Source organism: Nonlabens tegetincola (assembly GCF_002117085.1).
GTDB classification, from domain to species: domain Bacteria; phylum Bacteroidota; class Bacteroidia; order Flavobacteriales; family Flavobacteriaceae; genus Nonlabens; species Nonlabens tegetincola.
The window spans coordinates 2,440,798-2,458,475 of sequence record NZ_CP019342.1; the positions used below are offsets into that span (position 1 = coordinate 2,440,798).

Consider the following 17,678-nt stretch of genomic DNA (forward strand, 5'->3'; position numbering starts at 1 on the left):
AAACACATTGAAAACCTATCCCAATAAAAGTATTTTACAACGTATACATTTACTTTTTACCTATACTTTATTTACTCTTCCTATTTTACCAAAAATCGTGAGTAATATAACCATAGGGATATTTGTAGGTTTATCACTATTAATAAGCTTAACTAACAAGCAAAAGGTCTTTCGAGTTAATTACTTTATAGCAACTGCTGCTATCTATTTTGTTTTGTTGGCTAGTCTTTTTTATAGCTCAAACAGCGAGTATGCCCTTAAAAAATTAGGGACACTTACGCCTTTATTATTACTTCCTTTAAGCTTTGCTGTTGTCCCGTCTGTAGTGATTGAATACTTACGTAATCACCTGAAAGACTTTTTGAAAGTTTATGTAGGTTCCATAATTGTACTAGTTCTTATAAGCTTGTACATGATGCTCTCCAATTATGATCTTGATATAATTTTACAGGGAAAAAGATCCTTTCTACATCAACTAGGGTTGTGGAATAATATTGATAGTTTGTACCTATCCTATCACCTATCCATAGCAACGCTTGTCACAGGTTATTTGTTTTTTATATCTAAAAAAAGCTGGAAAGCACTAGGTGGTTCACTAGTATTTATATTCTTATTCAGCGTTTTGCTTTACTTTTCCTTTAAAGCTAGTATCATGGCGTTTTTACTAGGTATTGCCATGTTAACGATTCTTATAAATCAACGCAAGTTGTGGATTCTTTTTAGCGGATTATTCGTCTGTATTTTAGGACTCATCGTTTTTGTACCTTCTATAAATAGCAGGTTCTCTGAACTGCTCATAGTAAAAAACCCTGAACATAAAACCCTAGAATCTGTTACTATTAGAAATACGATTAATGAATGTAGTTTTGAAATAATGCCGCATGCTAGTTTATTTGGTTATGGAATTGGTGATAGCAAGCAGGAATTATTGGATTGTTTTGCCAGTAAGGAAAGTGCCTTGTTTGATCTCTCTTATAACACACATAATCAATATTTAAGCTTAATACTAGCAGTAGGTTTCATAGGTCTATTGGTCTTCTTTTTATCCTATGGCTATTTAGGGATTCAATCGTTGAATAAAAAGAATTATCTAGCTGTTGCCCTACTATTCTTATTTGCCGTGTGGATGCTGGCAGAAAATATTTTAGAACGACAGGAAGGAGTTTTTTACTTTTCTTTATTCCTTAATTTTTTATTTGTCTTAAATTTCAATGCGTCAACATCGGCAGGCTCCTTAGTATTGTCACATGAAAAAGTGATTGATACCTTTGAGAAGGATAATAGATAAGTTCGCTTTCGCGAAAGCGTAATCACTAACAAACCATGCAAGAACAAGAATTACTAGCCTTACTTGCCCTTAAAAAAGCTCCACTCGTAGGAGATATAATGGCTAAAAAACTGTTGAGGGAATTTGGTAGTGCTCAGGATTTATTTGCACAAAAAATTAAGGACATTGCTGCCATTGATGGTCTAGGAGATAAAAAGGCCAGTTTTATAAAACATAAAGAGACTTTATTTGATAAAGCAAAAAAGGAATTAGAATTTATCCATGCCAATCAAATCAAATGCAAGGTTTATAATCAGGATGATTATCCAGAACGTTTGAAATACTGTATTGATAGCCCGATTGTATTTTTTGAAAAAGGTGCTATTGATTATTCAAATCCCTATTTTCTAAGCATTGTAGGTACTAGACAAATTACTACCACTGGTGCTGCTTTTTTGGAAAAATTCATGAATGAAATTGCACCACTTAATCCAGTAATAGTAAGTGGTTATGCCTATGGAGTAGACATTCTAGCACATAAAATGGCTATAGAATTAGGTTTACAAACCATTGCAGTTATGGCTCATGGTCTCAATCAAACCTATCCTAGAAATCACAGTGCGCACAATGAAGACCTCATGAAAAATGGCGGATTCATTACCGATTTTTGGCATACTGATACTTTTGATCGTAAAAACTTTTTAGGACGTAATAGAATTATCGCTGGTATGAGCGAAGCCACAGTTGTTATTGAAAGTGCCTCAAAAGGTGGTTCCCTAGTAACAGCAGATCTTGCAAATGGTTACAACCGCGAGGTTTTTGCAGTACCTGGTAGAGTCAACGACAAATACAGTATAGGTTGTAATGAACTTATCAAACAAGCTAAAGCACACATGCTTACTAAAACTGCCGACATTCCTTACATTTTAGGATGGAAGGAACGTGATATAGCGGTACAAAAGCAATTGTTTGTAGAGCTTAGCGAGCTTGAAAAAAGAGTCTTTCAATTTCTTAAAAAACGAGATAAGGAATTACTAGATATCATTGCGCTAGAAATGGAACTACCCGTTCACCAATTAGCCTCGGTTCTTATGTCTATGGAACTTAAAGGTGTGGTGCAACCATTACCTGGTAAACTGTTTACCCTAGCCTAAGGAAAAATATACCTATCTAGGTGATAAAAGTCACATAGTTCAAGGTGCGTACTAGATTACTTTTGTAATATGAATTTAGCAGAAATTATTAAGCAAGCCGCGTCTAACGCCATTTCCTACTTAGAGTATCGCAAACTGGTCGAAGACCACGTAATTAATCAAACTAATACAGGAGATCAAATAACCGAAGCTCTTGCGGAGTATACCAAATTGAATCATCAAAGAATGCGACGACTGGATAAAACCTTGAAACTGTTACCAGAAAGTCAAGAATTTCTTGAAAATTTCGATAAAGACGTGTACTTCCTTGTTATTACAGAAAGCTGGTGTGGTGATGCTGCTCATGCCATGCCCATGATTAATAAAGTTGCAGTAGCCGCACAAATCAATTACAAGGTTGTTTTAAGAGACAAAAATCCCAAATTGATGGATGAGTTCCTTACTAATGGAAATCGAGCAATTGCCAAGCTTATTTTAATTGATGCCAAAACAAATTTGCCAGTAGCAACTTGGGGCCCACGACCTACAAAAGCTACAGCACTGGTTGCTGCAGAAAAAGCTGCAAAAGGTTCTTTATCACCAGAATTTAAGCAAGAACTACAAACCTGGTACAACAAAGACAAAGGAAAAGATATCGAGAATGATCTCGTGGAGATGTTGCAAAGGGTTTGAATTACTTATTCAAACCATTCCTCAGTACCTCTTTAATTCCTTCTAAGTTATCGGTGAATTCCATCATTTGAGATAGGATTTGAGCCATGGATTGGTCATTTCCTAATCCCTTAAGTTTGTTGTTCTTTAAAAAGGTTTCCTTAATGCTATTCCATCGATCCTGCTCTTCACTAGAAAGGGTACTTGTAAGTTCTTTATACTTCAACAAATTGGCCTCGGCGGCAGTAGTGAGTGTTTGGGATTCACTTTCATAATGTGACAGCAACAATGTGGTAAGTTCTTTATCATCCATGATAGGAACAATTTTGGCCACTAGTTTATTCATGTCTCTATAAGAACCTTGTAGTTTAAAACTAGGTTCTGTGCGGTATGCATCGTCCATAGCAGCACTAGAAATGTAGGTTTCATTTACTTTAAGAACCGTATCTCTTATACGAACCACCTTTTCCAAAACAGCTTCATAATCGGCTAATTCTTGACTGCTGTGATTGCCTTTAAGTTCATTATCTGCCGCACCATTCTCTACTCTATCTAATAAAGCATAAACGTCATCAAAATGTTTGTTGCTTAATTGCTGTAGTACTGGATTACTAGTAAGCGCATTCTCAATCAATGATAATTCAAACAAATGAGCCGTATCTCCTATGATATCACCTAGGTTATAAATATCTGCACGGTTTGCGAGCATGTCTGGTATTTGGAATTTGTCACCACTCTCCGTATATGGGTTACCAGCCATAATCACACAAAACTTTTTACTACTTAAGTCATAGGTTTTGGGTTTGCCGTTAAACACACCTTCTATTTTTCTTGTACCATCAGCCAGGCTTATGAATTTTTGAAGGAACTCTGGATTACAATGCTGGATATCGTCTAGGTACAACATCACATTATCGCCCATTTCAAAAGCTAGGTTAAGCTTTTTAAGTTCTTCTCTAGTTGCTGCATTGGTTGCCGCTTCTGGATCCACATTAGTTACTTCATGACCTATGGCTGGTCCATTAATTTTCATAAAAATTAATCCCAATCGATTTGCCACATATTCCATAAGTGTGGTTTTACCGTATCCTGGCGGCGATATAAGTAGCAGCATTCCCATGCGATCAGTACGTTTTGAGTCACCTACTGTCCCTAATTGTTTGGATAAATTGTCTCCTATTAATGGAAAATAAACCTGATTGATCAATTTATTACGCACAAAACTGCTAAGTACTCTTGGTTTAAATTCTTCTAGTCTTAGTTGGCTTTTTAGGTCCTCGGTTACTTCATGCTTCGTTTTTTTAAACATCTCATAAGCTGGCACTTTATACTTTACATAATCATCTAATAACGCTACAAATCTGTGGTAATTAAACTCAAATTCTCCATCGATAATAGTACTGTGCGTGCCTTTGAGATTAGTTATGGTTTGGGTTGCATTTATGCTGTTTACCACCTCAGCGCTTGACCCATAGAGCATGTGTGCTACACATTCTTCAATGTGGTATTGTAAAGATTGTGGTTGTTCCGCTTTCGCGAAAGCGGAAACCCAATGACGCACCGTGTCAACTTTATCCTTTTGAGTATCACACTCATCTAGCGCTCTTTTAAATTGTGTGTAGGCCTTTTGAGATTGCAGTGCTTTTTCAAATGAATTTTGTAGATCTATAGCATTTTGACTCACAACAAAATGATCATTGTCCTTGAGCTCATAAAATAAATAGGTCGCCATTTGCTTTATGTGCTCGTTAAAATCACTTTGCTTCTCGATAATTGTTATAGCCGTTTGATTGCTATTTGTAATTTCAATTATGAGTTGATCTATAACAAAAATGTGGTTATCACTATTAGGAAATACTTGCAATACGTGACCAGCACGTTTAATAATCTGGTTGTATTTATTTTTAATCTCCTGATCTAGCTGCTGCCAGAAAAGTTGAGCATGAGCTCTTACATTGGGCGTAAATCTTAACAACTTAAGATCATGATGTTTTTGAACCAAGACATTTAAAATGGCTGCGGCATCATTGTCATGTACACCTTTTACATAACCACCTGCATAATTTTGACTAGCAATTTGTTGAACTTGTTGTAACAAATCGGCTTCACTAGACTGCGCAAGTTGCTCTGTATCTTGTGATTGAAATATGGTATAAGCTAGATAGCTGGATCTATAAACATCGTGGTTTTCTGAAACTAGTTCTTGATCCCATAGTGAACGAGATTGCTCTAGAATTTCGTTATTTAATTTTTGGTAAAAATCTGTTCCTGTAAGGTGGTAATACAGTGAATCATTTTTATAAACTATGGTAAGGTCTAACTGTTGTTTGTTTACACCAAATTTATGTTGACCTAGTTTAATGATGTTCTCACCATCTTCATAAAGCTCCTGCTTGTCCTTGAGTTTTCTCAAGGCATCTTCTCTTGACGATTTTAATGCAGTTTCTAGTGATTCTGCTTTACCGGCATCATCTAGTTCTTGTAACTGTTTAATGATGTCACGAACTTTATTGATCATTAAATCACTAGCAAAGTATCCATTAATTTCAACCGTACTGGCTAGTGATTGTGCTCGTTTTTGAGCTCCTTTAATGATTCGATTTGCGGCATTTTGTAATGAAATTGCCTTTTTATTACGAGCTTCAACCAGACTGTTTTTACGTGAGTCAAAAGCTGCATAAACTTCTTCACGTTTTTCAATGATAGTAGTGATATACTCATCAAAGTCGGCAAATTTCCCTTCTAATTCCTCAAGAGTGATCGAAATTTTGGTTAGGAATTCATCACATTTCTCTGGAGTATCGGCAATATCAAGGTAGTTGATAATACTTTGATCTACTAACTTAAGTTGAGCAGCAAAGTCTGCCTGAGCTTCCTTCTTACCTACTGCTTTTATTTTGTTTTTAAGAGCAGCCTTAAGTTGGTTTATAGTAGCGAATATCAATGAAATATTTTCAATGATTTTAGTAGAATGTGAAGTGTCTTCTATTTCTAAATTAGAAACAATGTCAATGAGCAGTTCTAGATCTTCGGCAATTTGATTTACCTCTTTTTCCAGCTGTTTAATATCAATAACCTTGTCTACTTTTTCTAGCTGCTCCTGTTTTTCTTCAACCGCTTGGTGGTAGGGTGACAATGCTGTATCCTGCAGTAAAAAAGTAACCGCTCTACGTGAGATTAGTTCATTTTGTTCTACAATTTGCTGTTCCTTTTCTTCTATAAAGGCATCGTCGGTATACCTTATTTCATTGAGGCTTATGACTTCACCTCGTAAAGTTCTAAGTTGTGTAAGTAGGTGTACAAAGTCCTGAATACTTTTAAAAGAAGTGCTTTTAATTTTATTAAAAAGCTCTTCAGATTTTTTACTGACTGACTGGGTTTCCTTGGCAGCTTGCTTGCGCAATTGTTTAACCTTTTCAAATTCGTCAACAGCAGCATTGGCTGCTTTGTTAATTTCTTTAAGCGGTATTGAAAGCTGCTGGGTTTCTTCCTCATTTAACCAATAATAGGCGTCAATAACATCTTTTGATGCCTGTGCGATATCGTCATAAAGGCCTTCATAGCTGTCCTCTTTATTGAGAAGAGTGATGAGCTCATTCGACTCGGCCATGGCCTTTACAATGTCTTTATTGCCTATTTTAAAGAGTAAGGTATCTTGATGTTCAGATGGCAGCACGTCACCTTTTAAAAAGGGTGTTTGCCATATTTGCATCATGTGATGTTTTGTTTGCTCATCCTCGGTTCTAAAATAAGCAAGCTCACCACCTTCTAACAATGTAAACCCATTACAAATAATAGGAGTTTGTACTTGTTGCTCTATGACATTATAGGCCATTAAAACATAAATACCTTTCTCCTGATTATAGAAAATATATAAGTGGTCTTCACCATTAGGTGACGCCACTCGTTGCTGAAATTTAAGGCTTCCTACATCGCCTGGGAATACATTATACTCACCTGTTTGTAGGTAATAACCACTAGGGAAAATAATCCCTTGATCATCGGGTAGTAACACCGCAGCTTGTGAAATACTATCAATTTTCTCTACAGATTGTATTTTATGATTGTAAACAAAATATCTAGGTTGTTCTTGAAAGGGTTTTATTTCAAGAATAATGAGGTTTCCTAGGTCGGCAAATCTGTATTGTCCATCATCTAGTGTTTGATCACGATGTTCTACTGGCTCGTTATAAATCCCTAAACCATCGCTAGTGTTATCTTCTACTTTAATGGTTAAATCACCACCTATAGTTTCAACAAAAACCTTGTCTTTTATAGATACATGAGCATGCTCGCCATAACGTTGATCATCGCGACCTGCTTGTACCCATTGAAAACCGTATTGTGATGGAAATTTGTATTCATGCTCGCTACGGTTATCCACATATTCTAAATGTTCACCATTAATGAGCCATTTAAAGGTTTTAATATCTGTTACCGAATCACTAAGCTGAAAAACCATGTGCAAGTAGTTACCCATGATGGCAAACTTTGTAAACACGGTATTTCTATAATACTTGTATAGATTTTCAAAATCAGTCTTAAAAACAGGATCATCTAAAAGCTGCAGACCTTTCTCGCTTGCGCGAAAACTCACCTCTCCATCTACCTTTTCAAAAGTGTAAATACTAAATACATCACTCAACTGAATTTGAGTACGTAACCCAAAATGGACATTATATCCAAAAATACAAGTGTTACCTAATGCAATGATGTCCTGCGCAATACAGTTGTTTTCTGTATTAATGCGGTCGTTTGCTATAAGTCTGGTTTCTAGTGATCCAAAAACTTTTTTACGAGCTTCATTAAGTCGAGACAAACGTTGCTGCAAATCGGATTTTTGTTTTTGCAGCCTACTTTGAATAATCTCGTAGGTTCCTGAGTCTAGTTGTGTGGAATCTTTTGGTGTAGTCGCCATGAATGTAAAGTCTGTAGAATGGTAAAAATGAATATAGAGTGAAAAACTGCGCTAAGGATAGTAACGACATCCTTTTGACAACTCATAGGTATTATAACCTATGAGTTTTTCAAAAGATATAGTGGATAGCCTGCCGCTGCTCTTGCGAGCAGCGGAGCGCCCTATCACAAATTTTAAATATTCCCTAACTTCTTATTAGACAATCCCATCCCTTTTGCCAGGTTCATAAGGTTACCTAGCATGGTTTTTTCGTCGCCATCGTTTGACTTGCCTTGTAAGTTGCTCAACAAGTTTGCGATGGTGAGGTTCTTAATATCCTCTGAACTGATGTTGTATTTATCTGTAAACTCTTTAACCTTATCTAGTAGATTTCCTTTTACATCATCGCTACCTAGGATTGCATCCTTAACTTCAGTTACTGTTTCGGAATGACTTACTAAACGGTCGTAACCTTTAGCTTTAGTAATCTGTCCAATGATTTGGTCAAAGAACATGGTTTCACCACCTACTATATCAATGTTTGCAGCCTTAAGGGCATCACCTATTACTTTAGCTTGAGCATCGGCAATATCTTTTTGAATATTGATTTGCGCTAGGTCTACTTGAAGTTCTTTATCTAGTCGTAGTTTGAACTCTTCGTGTTCTTTACCTACACCATCTAATTTCTTCATAGCTTCTGCTTTTTCTTCTATTCCAGCAGCATCAGCAAGGGCTTTTTCTTTAATCACTTCAGCTTCCGCAAGACCGTCTTTACGTTTTGCTTCAGCCTTGGCCTGGATTCCAGCGGCTTCGGCAAGAGCTTTTTTCTCAATTACTACTGCATCAACAATACCTTGTCGCTCACTGGCATCAGCTTTGGCATGCATTACTTGTGCTTCAGAAAGACCTACTGTTGCTTCTTCTTTAGCTTGTGCTTCGGCAAGTATTTTACGTGCTTGTGCTTCTTTCTCACTAGCTTCTTTATGAGCTTGTGCCTCGATATTGATTTCTTCGGCTTTTTGTTTTGCTGCTTCTTTTTGAGCTTCGGCAGCTTTTATGGTTTTAATGAGATCTTCTTGAGCGGCAGCCTCGGCATTAGTGATAGTTACCTGCTTGATACGATCTGCAGTTTTGAAAGCTTCAATGTCTTTCATGTTTTCCTGCTCTTCAACCACACCTTTTTCAAGCATAACGCGGTCGCGTATTACATCCTGAATGTTCTTTTTCTCTACCTCAACTACTTTTTCTTTCTCAATTTGGGCTAGTGTAACCACTCGCTCGCGCTCGGTCGCTTCTAGTAAACGGTCTTTTTCTACACGTTCTGCCTCTACAGCATCGGTACGTTGCTTGTTCTTTTCTGCAACGATGATCTGGCGTTGCATGTTTTCTTCGGCAACTTTTACTTTCTCTTCTGTAGCAATGCGAGCTGTTTCTGATTTCAGACGTTCTTCTTCTGCTACTTTTAAAGTTTCTGCTTCTTCACGAGATTTGATATTTGCTATCTCACGCTTTTGTTGCTCTTCTTTTTCAGCTAATTGCTTATCCAACTCAAGAATTGCTTCACGAGCTTCTACATCTTGCTTACGAATGGTTTTTTCTTCATCACGTTTGATGAGGTTAGCCTTGATGTTTTGCGCAGCCGTTAAGTCGGTAATTTTCTTAATCCCTTCTGCGTCTAAAATATTGTCTGGCTTTAAATGGCTAACAGCGGTTTGTTCTAGGTAATCAATAGCACAATCTTCTAGTGTATACCCATTTAAATCTGTACCGATGATGTCTACAATCTCATCGCGAAATTCTCTACGAGCTTCATATAGCTGGATAAAATCAAACTTTTTACCTACTGTTTTAAGCGCTTCAGAAAATTTTGCTTCAAAAAGATCTTCTAAGGTTTCAATGCGTGATGCACGTTGAACACCTATGGTTTGAGCAACTTTTTTAATGTAGTCCACTTCATTGTTTACACGTACAAAGAAAGCTACCTTAATATCGGCACGTAGGTTGTCTTTACAGATAAGTCCTTCTACATTCATACGCTCGATCTGGATTTTCTTTACCGAAATATCCATGACCTCTACACGGTGAAATACTGGGACAACAAAAAGACCTTTGTCTGTTGCTACTTTGGTACCACCGAAACCGGTGCGCACTAGCGCCTCACCTTGATGTACCTTTTTGTAAAAAAGGGCTATGATTAAAAAATAAATTACAATAATGGCTACTATGCCTACCACTACTGCAATTGCTATGGCTCCTGTATTCATGCGTTTTTAAATTTTTAGTTAGTTAAATTAATTGTTATTGAAGGTTTATTAAAGAGTACCTAAGTGTAACTGTCACTTTTGATACGTCTGTTATTCTTTACTCACGTAATAGTAGTTTTTATCCTGGGATTGCTTGATTATGAGTACGCTTTCGCGAAAGCTTAATAGCGAACCATCTAAAGATTTCACATAGATACTCATTGGGTTTCCATCTACGACCACCTCTGCATTACCTAATTTTTCACCTGAAATACTGCTAAGTAAAGTTGCAGTACGTCCCAAAAAATCTACTGGTACGTCACCATTTTTATTAAGTTTTGCAAAGAAACTTTTAAATGGTGTAGTAAATAGTTTATTAAGGAACAAGCTAGGAATAAGTAAGGCTAGCATAAATAAGAAACCTATCGTGTTATTTTCAGTACCTGTAATATCTGTCGCTAGTAGGGTACATATCCACCATACAAATATCCATGAGGTGAAAGTGAACATAAATGGCAATCCTACAAAATTGAAATAAATCAAAACAATTTGCCACCATTTAAGACGTCTGGTTCCTTTGTTAACGACGTGTTCCTTTTGCACCTCGGAACTTGCAACATCACCAAACTCAATATTTCCTGGATCTACAGTATCAATATCTAGATCCATATCAGCATCCACATCTACATCAATATCTACGTCTAAATCAAAGTCTACACCGCTTATTGCAGTAAGAATCCAATAGATAGCTAGTAGTATAATTAAAACCGTAAGGATACTGTTTACATCGGAAAATATGAGATCTAGGAAATTATTCAAGTTATTGGTTTTTGTTGGTTACAATTTTTAATTAGTTAGAAAATCAAAGATGTTACTTAATGCTCCTGTACTGGCTTTATAAAACTCGGTATACTTACAGCGTTTACACGCTACATAACTGAATTTTTTATTTTGAACGTCAAAGATTTTGGACAAGGTACCACCTGTAGCGCGCATTTCACCTGTTTCATATTGATGATGACCGCACTTTGCACAGCTGTAATTCAAATTTTTCATAATGGAATTCTGATTGAAGTGACTAAGGATATAGCCACTCATTCATTTTAAGAATTAAGTTGCTTTTTAAGACGCTCTAATTCATCATCTATTTGCGCATCGGTAGAGCTAGCTGCCTCATCAAGTTCTTGATCGATACTTTTACCTTGATCTGCCATTTCACCATAAGCTTCAGCTAGTGCCTCTTCTTGAGCGACTTTTTCTTTCATGCGTTCTAGCATACTTACTGTACCAGCACTATCAAGCTCGGCCATTTGCTTGTTCACATTTTTTGTGGCGTCACTTACTTTTACTCTTGCTTTAAGAGTTTTGAGTTCATTTTCCCATTTTGTAATGTTACCCTTGATCGTGTCGATAGAAGATTTAAGCTTTTCAACATTTTTCTCATACTTTTCAGTTTCCTCTTGAGTTTGATTGATTTTTGCTTGAGTCTCTTCCTTTTTAAGTAGGGCTTCTTTGGCCAATCGATCCGCTTCATCTGTAGAGATGTCTCCTTTTTGAGCTTTTTTAAGGATTAAAACCGCTTTTTGCTCATAGTCTTTAGCCTTTTCTTGATAAGCATTTAAATCATTTTTTGATCTTATTGCCAATGCTTTAACTTGTGCCATAGCTTCGACACTTTTATTAAGATCTTCTTTCATATCCCTGATACCTTGTTCGGTCATGGTTATAGGATCCTCAAGATTATCAACGGCTTTATTTGCGTGTGCTTCTCCTATTTTAAATAGTCTTCTAAAAATATTCATAACAATGTTTTTTAATACTTTGAAAAAGTAATTATCTGGTCGCTGTATTCACTTAACAGTAAGCTGAGTGAGTTAAGCGATCCTTCTAACTCATTCAGGTCTAAATTTTCAATTTGTAAGGTGTCTCTAAAAATCACCTTGGTACCAGTTTCGTCTAGCACAAAAGCACCATGAATAATATCGCGATTTTTTTGTAGTAAACTTTTAAAAACCTCATCTCTATGGTTATTTATTTTAAAAATGTATTGCTCCATTATAAGAATAGGTGGCGCAATACCCATGATAAGATTTTTGATACCTACATCTTCTTTTTCAATTACAAGAATTCCAGAAGATGGATTCTCTCGAGTAATATCAAAATCTAGTTGTTGAAGGTATTCTTTGATTTTTTGGTAATGGTCGTTCATTTTTCTTTTGGTCTATTTTAATTTAAAGTAATTCTTCTTTCAATTACCGCATAAAAAAACACTGTTTTGAATTACGATAATATTACAAAAAAAGACCTTGTCATGCTAGAAAAATTCTAGCGGCCAGTTCGATTACAAATACTACTAGGTTAATCATGGTTATAGTTTTTGGTTAAACAATTTTTTAAAGAAAGGAATTGGGCTGGTTAGACCCTTAATAATTCCTTTCATAGCAATTTTTACTCAAAATATTAGCTTAATTGGTTGGTAATTGCTAATTTTGATAGCTTAAAGATACGATAAAAATTTAATCTTGCAAATAAAATTAGCAATTTATGTCGTTTTTCGGTAAAAACATCAAAAAAATTAGAGGTGTCAAGAGCTTAAGTCAACAGGCATTTGCAGACCTATTTGACTTAAAAAGAGGTACTTTAGGTGCCTATGAAGAAGGTAGAAGCGAACCGAAAATTGAAACAATAATAAAGGTTGCTAATTATTTTAGCATTTCTATAGATGATTTACTTACCTCTGAATTAACAGTGAATCAATTATTAAGATTCAATGACAATATTACTCTAGACCCAGAAGATCTAGAAAAGGAACAATTTGCCACAGTACCTTGTATTACCGCTAAAAACTATCAAGATTACATAGCTCATTTTGATAATGAGTTTTTTGTGAAAGACATGCCTAGTTTATCTCTTCCTATAAATACTGAAAAAACATTCAGAGGCTTTACTGTAAACAATCTAGAAATGACCAGTCATGATAAGGGATTTTATCCAAAGGATATTGTAATTGGTGAATTAGTGCCCAACAAGGTGATCCAGAAACTAAATAACGGCACTGTTGCTTTTGCCTTGATCAATGATCACATTATCTTACGTAGACTATACACAACTGAAAACGGAATAGTTTTAAGAGCAGATCATAAAAATATTGATGATATTAAAGTCACCTTGAAAGAAATTAAACAATTGTGGCGAGTGCGTTATGTGTTTTTTAGACGTGTGCCTGAATTAACCGATAGTTTTGAGGATAAACTTGCCTTAATTGAAGCTCAATTAAAAGCCATTAAAAATCATGATTCTCTTTAAATGAGAAGGGTTTAACACTTAATCTTTAAACTATAACAGTATAAAAGTGTCTATAACCACGTAGAATTGTATCTTTGTATTTTAAAATTAAAAGCAATGTTAGCTAGTATTTTCTTAGGAATGTTTGGACCATGGCAGTTCGTTTTAATTGCGCTGGTTGTTTTATTAATTTTTGGTGGTAAAAAAATACCTGAATTAATGAGAGGTCTAGGTGGTGGAATTAAGGAGTTTAAAGACGCTACAAAAGATGATGAAAAAAAAGAAGATAACAATAACAGCCTTAACAGCTAGTTCTATCCTTCTTATAAAATAAAAAAACCGCTTAGAAACTTTCTAAGCGGTTTTTTTATTCTTTACCATTAGTACCTATTCGCTAGGAGCGGCTACAAAACTAGCACTCCTTAAAATAGCTTCTATCTCAAAAAGGTAATTGCGCTTATCTGCATTTGGTGCGCTCACATAACCTTCTAAAATAAGCCAGTTGTCACGTTCTTTATTATACACTGCGTAGTTTATGAATGGTCCTGCCATAAACATATTTTTCACTTCCCAAGTACCTCTAGTTTCAAAGGCAAAAGCACCAGCCACCTCGCTTTCAAATAACGACGGAGTGAATATAGGTTCCGTTTGAAAAACACCACCTTCATCCACTGGAATTTTTAAACCGCCTATACTGTCACGAACCTTTATAATTTGTGATACGGTATTTGAATCGCGAGTGATTAATGATCGGTCAACCTCGTAAATCATAAGGTCCATCGTGCCTTCTGGAATATTACGACGCAACCATACAAAATCAGGGTCATTTACCGCTGCATATCTATAAGCTCTAGGCACAGTAAGATCAATACCAAAACGCTTTTTAATTCGATCTACATTAAGCGCTACCTTATCCATTAAACCTTTTTTGTAGCTAACCTCACTTTTGGTAAATAGTTTAATGATATCATTTTGATTGTCGTAAACAGCTTGTGCCACAGCATCAGGATTTGGACCACTTACAATAATTCCCAATTGAGGATTTGCATACGGATTTTCCTTAACACTTACTTTTACACTATCGGATTTTTTGATCTGTAAAAAATTACGAGATTTTTGAATAGCGCCTTTAAAACTCCTAGGTTTTACGTGATTCAAAGTAAATAGAGGTTCATCTCTTACAATACCTACGACAGATTGTGCCAGCACATTGCGTATTGTATCACCTACTTGTCCATCCCAATCTTCATTTTCAATAACAACCATTATTTTATTGAGTTGGCCCATACTATCTTGAACAGTAACAGGTTGATCGTCACAAGACAGTAGTAATAATGCGGTACATATAGTGAATATAAATTTTTTCATCGGGAGTAGGTTTTTGATTATTTCAACTTAAGAACCATACCTGGTTTTAAGTTCTCTGTTTTATCTGGATTAAGCTTCTTCAAATTGCGTACCGAAGTACCATATTTTCTAGCAATTGTCCACAAACTGTCTCCACTTTTCACTTTATGAGTAGTCGAGGTAGTGTTCTCAGAGACCGGTATAGTAGCAACTGGTCGTCTAGGATGGATATATAATTTTTGTCCTATTCGTAATTTAGAAGATCTTAAATTGTTCCATCTTTTCAATTTACTCACACTCACACCATACTTATTGGCAATTTTACCTAGGTAATCACCACTTTTGACTCGATAAACCACACGACTTTCTGCCTTTAGTAATTCAGGTAATGGTTTTTCTCTTTTATCAAATTCCGCTTTCGCGAAAGCGTAAACACTATCCTCATTACTCACAAATTTAGACATCGCTTTAAGTGGTAATCTTAAATAATACTTACGTCCTTCAACCACGGGAATGAGATCCAATTTATAGCTAGGATTGTGAAATTGAACTACCTCAATATCTTGATCTGTGAACTGTGCCACTTGTTCTAGAGCAATCATCTTTTTAACCTGAACCGAATCTGTAACTATAGATCTGTGTTCATTTTGTAATGGTTTAAAACCGTGCTCACTGGCATAGGTAAATAGATATAACATCGCTTGAAATGCCGGAACATATCCAGCTGTTTCACGTGGAAGATAGGGACGTAAGTTCCAGTAATTTCTATATCCGCCGCTACGTCTTATTGCCTTGTTAACATTACCTGGTCCAGAATTATAGGCAGCCAAAGCTAAGTCCCAGTCACCATAGATATTATACAAGCTGCGTAAAAATTTACAAGCTGCAACGGTAGCTTTTTCTGGATCCATGCGCTCGTCAACGTAACTATTTACCTCGAGTCCATAATTGCGCCCTGTAGCAAACATGAATTGCCACATTCCAGTAGCTCCTACCCTACTTTTTGCTTTGGCATCTAGTGCACTTTCTACCACCGCAAGGTACTTCATCTCCAATGGTATGTCATATTGATCCAGCTGCTCCTCAAACATAGGAAAGTAATAGTCGCTTAAAGTCATTAATCGCTCCAGATAAACTCGTCTATAACTAAGCTTTTTATTAATAAGCTTTTCCAGTATAGGATTATATTCTATGTTAAATGGTGTTGTAGCATTAATGCGTTTTAATCTTGCTTTTAAAGTGTCGGTAGGTACTACTTGTTTAACGATAGCTGCATCATCCAGATTTACAAAATCATCATACATGTAATCGTACAAATCGTTGTTGTACAATTCTTCTAATAATTTCTCATCAAACTCATCTACCTCAGGATATTCCTTTAATCCAGATCCATCTTCTACTTCAAGAATAGGGATAACAGTATGGGTTACTGTGGTTGTTTCTACTTTAAGAGAGTCTGTTTTAAGGGAATCTTTTACGCTTTGTTTTTGCTTGTATTCTTCATAGGTAAACACCTTTCTTTTCACAGCAACCGAATCTGGTTGCTGTGCATGTAAAATAACCATCCCTATGATGGATAAACAAGTTCCTAATATTCTAGATCGCATATAGATTTTGATTCAAGATTCTTGCCACAGTCACTAGTCTACTATAGCAGCGATACCAGGTAAGGTTTTACCTTCTAGTAATTCTAACATAGCGCCACCACCTGTTGATACATAACTCACCTTATCGGCATAGCCAAATTGTTTAACTGCAGCAACAGAATCACCACCACCAACAAGAGAAAATGCACCATTTTTAGTAGCTACTGCAATAGCATCACCTAGTGCTTTGGTCCCTTGAGCAAAGGCTTGCATTTCAAATACTCCAGCAGGACCGTTCCACAATATAGTTTGTGCTTGCTGTATTAAATCATGGAATTGCTGTTGTGTTTTTTCACCTATGTCTAATCCCATCCAACCATCGGGTATTTGATCAATGGCAGCCTCTTTTCTATTAGCTGTTTCACTAAAATCGTCGGCCATTAAAACATCTACTGGTAAATGAATTTGTGTATTGTGTTCTTGTGCTTTTTTAAGAATTTCAAGAGCTAGTTCTTGCTTATCGTCCTCAACCAATGAATTTCCAATTTTTCCTCCTTGGGCTTTTATAAAGGTATAAGCCATTCCACCAGCGATTATCAAATGATCTACTTTTTGTAAAATATTTTCTATCACTGTAATTTTTGAAGACACCTTGGCACCGCCTAATATTGCTAGCAATGGTCTTTCTGGGGTTTCTAATACTTTATTGAGATTTTCAATTTCACGATTCATTAAAAAACCAAAGCATTTCTCCTCAAAAAACTGTGCAATTATAGCTGTACTGGCATGTGCTCTATGTGCTGTTCCAAATGCATCGTTAATGTACACATCGCCTAATTGAGATAGCGCTTTCGCGAAAGCGGAATCACCAGCTTTCTCCTCGTCATGATATCTCAAATTTTCTAATAAAAGAACCTCGCCACTTTGAAGGTCTTGAGCAGCTTGGATAGCACTTTGTCCTACACAATCTTCGGCAAATTTGACCTGGACTCCCAAAATGTCGCTAGCCTTTTCTACAACATGTTTTAAGGAAAATTCATTCTCTTTATTTTTAGGACGTCCTAGGTGTGACATTAAAATCACAGCACCATCATTTTCTAGCACATGAATAATAGTGTCTTTTGCTGCCTCAATACGTGTGGTATCGGTTACATTAAGATTGTCGTCTAACGGAACATTGAAATCTACTCTTACTAGAGCCTTTTTGTCTTTGAAATTGATATCGTTAATTGTCATATTCGATGGTAA

General features: G+C 36.1%; 14 protein-coding genes. 5 read left to right on the forward strand and 9 right to left on the reverse strand.

Going from position 1 to position 17,678, the window contains the following annotated elements; translation table 11 throughout:
• Positions 1-7: 7 nt before the first annotated feature.
• The 3 genes from BST91_RS11285 to BST91_RS11295 all read left to right on the forward strand — a co-directional run bounded on the left by BST91_RS11285 (position 8) and on the right by BST91_RS11295 (position 3,093).
• A complete protein-coding gene (locus BST91_RS11285) occupies positions 8-1,288 on the forward strand; it encodes an O-antigen ligase family protein (RefSeq protein ID WP_060523506.1) in 1,281 nt (426 codons plus the stop codon).
• A 35-nt stretch (positions 1,289-1,323) separates the two neighbouring features.
• Positions 1,324-2,421 (forward strand): DNA-processing protein DprA, encoded by a 1,098-nt coding sequence (gene dprA / locus BST91_RS11290; protein ID WP_085775433.1) that lies wholly within the window; start codon positions 1,324-1,326, stop codon positions 2,419-2,421.
• A gap of 69 nt (positions 2,422-2,490) precedes the next feature.
• Complete coding sequence (locus BST91_RS11295; RefSeq protein WP_085775434.1) at positions 2,491-3,093, forward strand: thioredoxin family protein; 603 nt, start codon at positions 2,491-2,493, stop codon at positions 3,091-3,093.
• Between the two features lies 1 nt (position 3,094).
• On the opposite strand, the gene BST91_RS11300 is transcribed toward BST91_RS11295, so the two are convergent.
• The 6 genes from BST91_RS11300 to BST91_RS11325 form a co-directional block, all read right to left on the reverse strand.
• The gene (locus BST91_RS11300; RefSeq protein WP_085775435.1) at positions 3,095-7,990 is read right to left on the reverse strand and encodes a DNA repair ATPase; all 4,896 of its coding nucleotides are present in this window, start codon (positions 7,988-7,990) and stop codon (positions 3,095-3,097) included.
• Positions 7,991-8,163: 173 nt separating this feature from the next.
• Complete coding sequence (locus BST91_RS11305; RefSeq protein WP_042276768.1) at positions 8,164-10,233, reverse strand: flotillin family protein; 2,070 nt, start codon at positions 10,231-10,233, stop codon at positions 8,164-8,166.
• A gap of 90 nt (positions 10,234-10,323) precedes the next feature.
• The gene (locus tag BST91_RS11310; protein WP_085775436.1) at positions 10,324-11,031 is read right to left on the reverse strand and encodes a hypothetical protein; all 708 of its coding nucleotides are present in this window, start codon (positions 11,029-11,031) and stop codon (positions 10,324-10,326) included.
• A gap of 27 nt (positions 11,032-11,058) precedes the next feature.
• The gene (locus BST91_RS11315; RefSeq protein WP_085775437.1) at positions 11,059-11,268 is read right to left on the reverse strand and encodes a zinc ribbon domain-containing protein; all 210 of its coding nucleotides are present in this window, start codon (positions 11,266-11,268) and stop codon (positions 11,059-11,061) included.
• Positions 11,269-11,315: 47 nt separating this feature from the next.
• On the reverse strand, positions 11,316-12,014 hold the full coding sequence (locus BST91_RS11320; protein ID WP_060523499.1) for a PspA/IM30 family protein: 699 nt from the start codon (positions 12,012-12,014) through the stop codon (positions 11,316-11,318).
• 11 nt (positions 12,015-12,025) lie between these two features.
• A complete protein-coding gene (locus BST91_RS11325; protein ID WP_060523498.1) occupies positions 12,026-12,421 on the reverse strand; it encodes a type III secretion system chaperone family protein in 396 nt (131 codons plus the stop codon).
• 335 nt (positions 12,422-12,756) lie between these two features.
• Here BST91_RS11325 and BST91_RS11330 point away from each other — a divergent pair, with 335 nt between their 5' ends.
• Both BST91_RS11330 and BST91_RS11335 read left to right on the forward strand, forming a co-directional pair.
• Complete coding sequence (locus BST91_RS11330) at positions 12,757-13,518, forward strand: helix-turn-helix domain-containing protein (RefSeq protein ID WP_060523497.1); 762 nt, start codon at positions 12,757-12,759, stop codon at positions 13,516-13,518.
• A gap of 96 nt (positions 13,519-13,614) precedes the next feature.
• Positions 13,615-13,809, forward strand: a complete 195-nt coding sequence (locus tag BST91_RS11335) for a Sec-independent protein translocase subunit TatA/TatB (protein ID WP_042276756.1) — start codon at positions 13,615-13,617, stop codon at positions 13,807-13,809.
• A gap of 75 nt (positions 13,810-13,884) precedes the next feature.
• On the opposite strand, the gene BST91_RS11340 is transcribed toward BST91_RS11335, so the two are convergent.
• Genes BST91_RS11340 through BST91_RS11350 form a run of 3 tightly spaced genes read right to left on the reverse strand, consistent with a single transcriptional unit; the run spans position 13,885 to position 17,666 of the window.
• Positions 13,885-14,865 (reverse strand): DUF4837 family protein, encoded by a 981-nt coding sequence (locus tag BST91_RS11340; RefSeq protein WP_085775438.1) that lies wholly within the window; start codon positions 14,863-14,865, stop codon positions 13,885-13,887.
• Positions 14,866-14,882: 17 nt separating this feature from the next.
• The gene (locus BST91_RS11345) at positions 14,883-16,451 is read right to left on the reverse strand and encodes a LysM peptidoglycan-binding domain-containing protein (protein WP_085775439.1); all 1,569 of its coding nucleotides are present in this window, start codon (positions 16,449-16,451) and stop codon (positions 14,883-14,885) included.
• A gap of 33 nt (positions 16,452-16,484) precedes the next feature.
• Complete coding sequence (locus tag BST91_RS11350) at positions 16,485-17,666, reverse strand: phosphoglycerate kinase (protein ID WP_042276749.1); 1,182 nt, start codon at positions 17,664-17,666, stop codon at positions 16,485-16,487.
• Positions 17,667-17,678 lie beyond the last annotated feature (12 nt).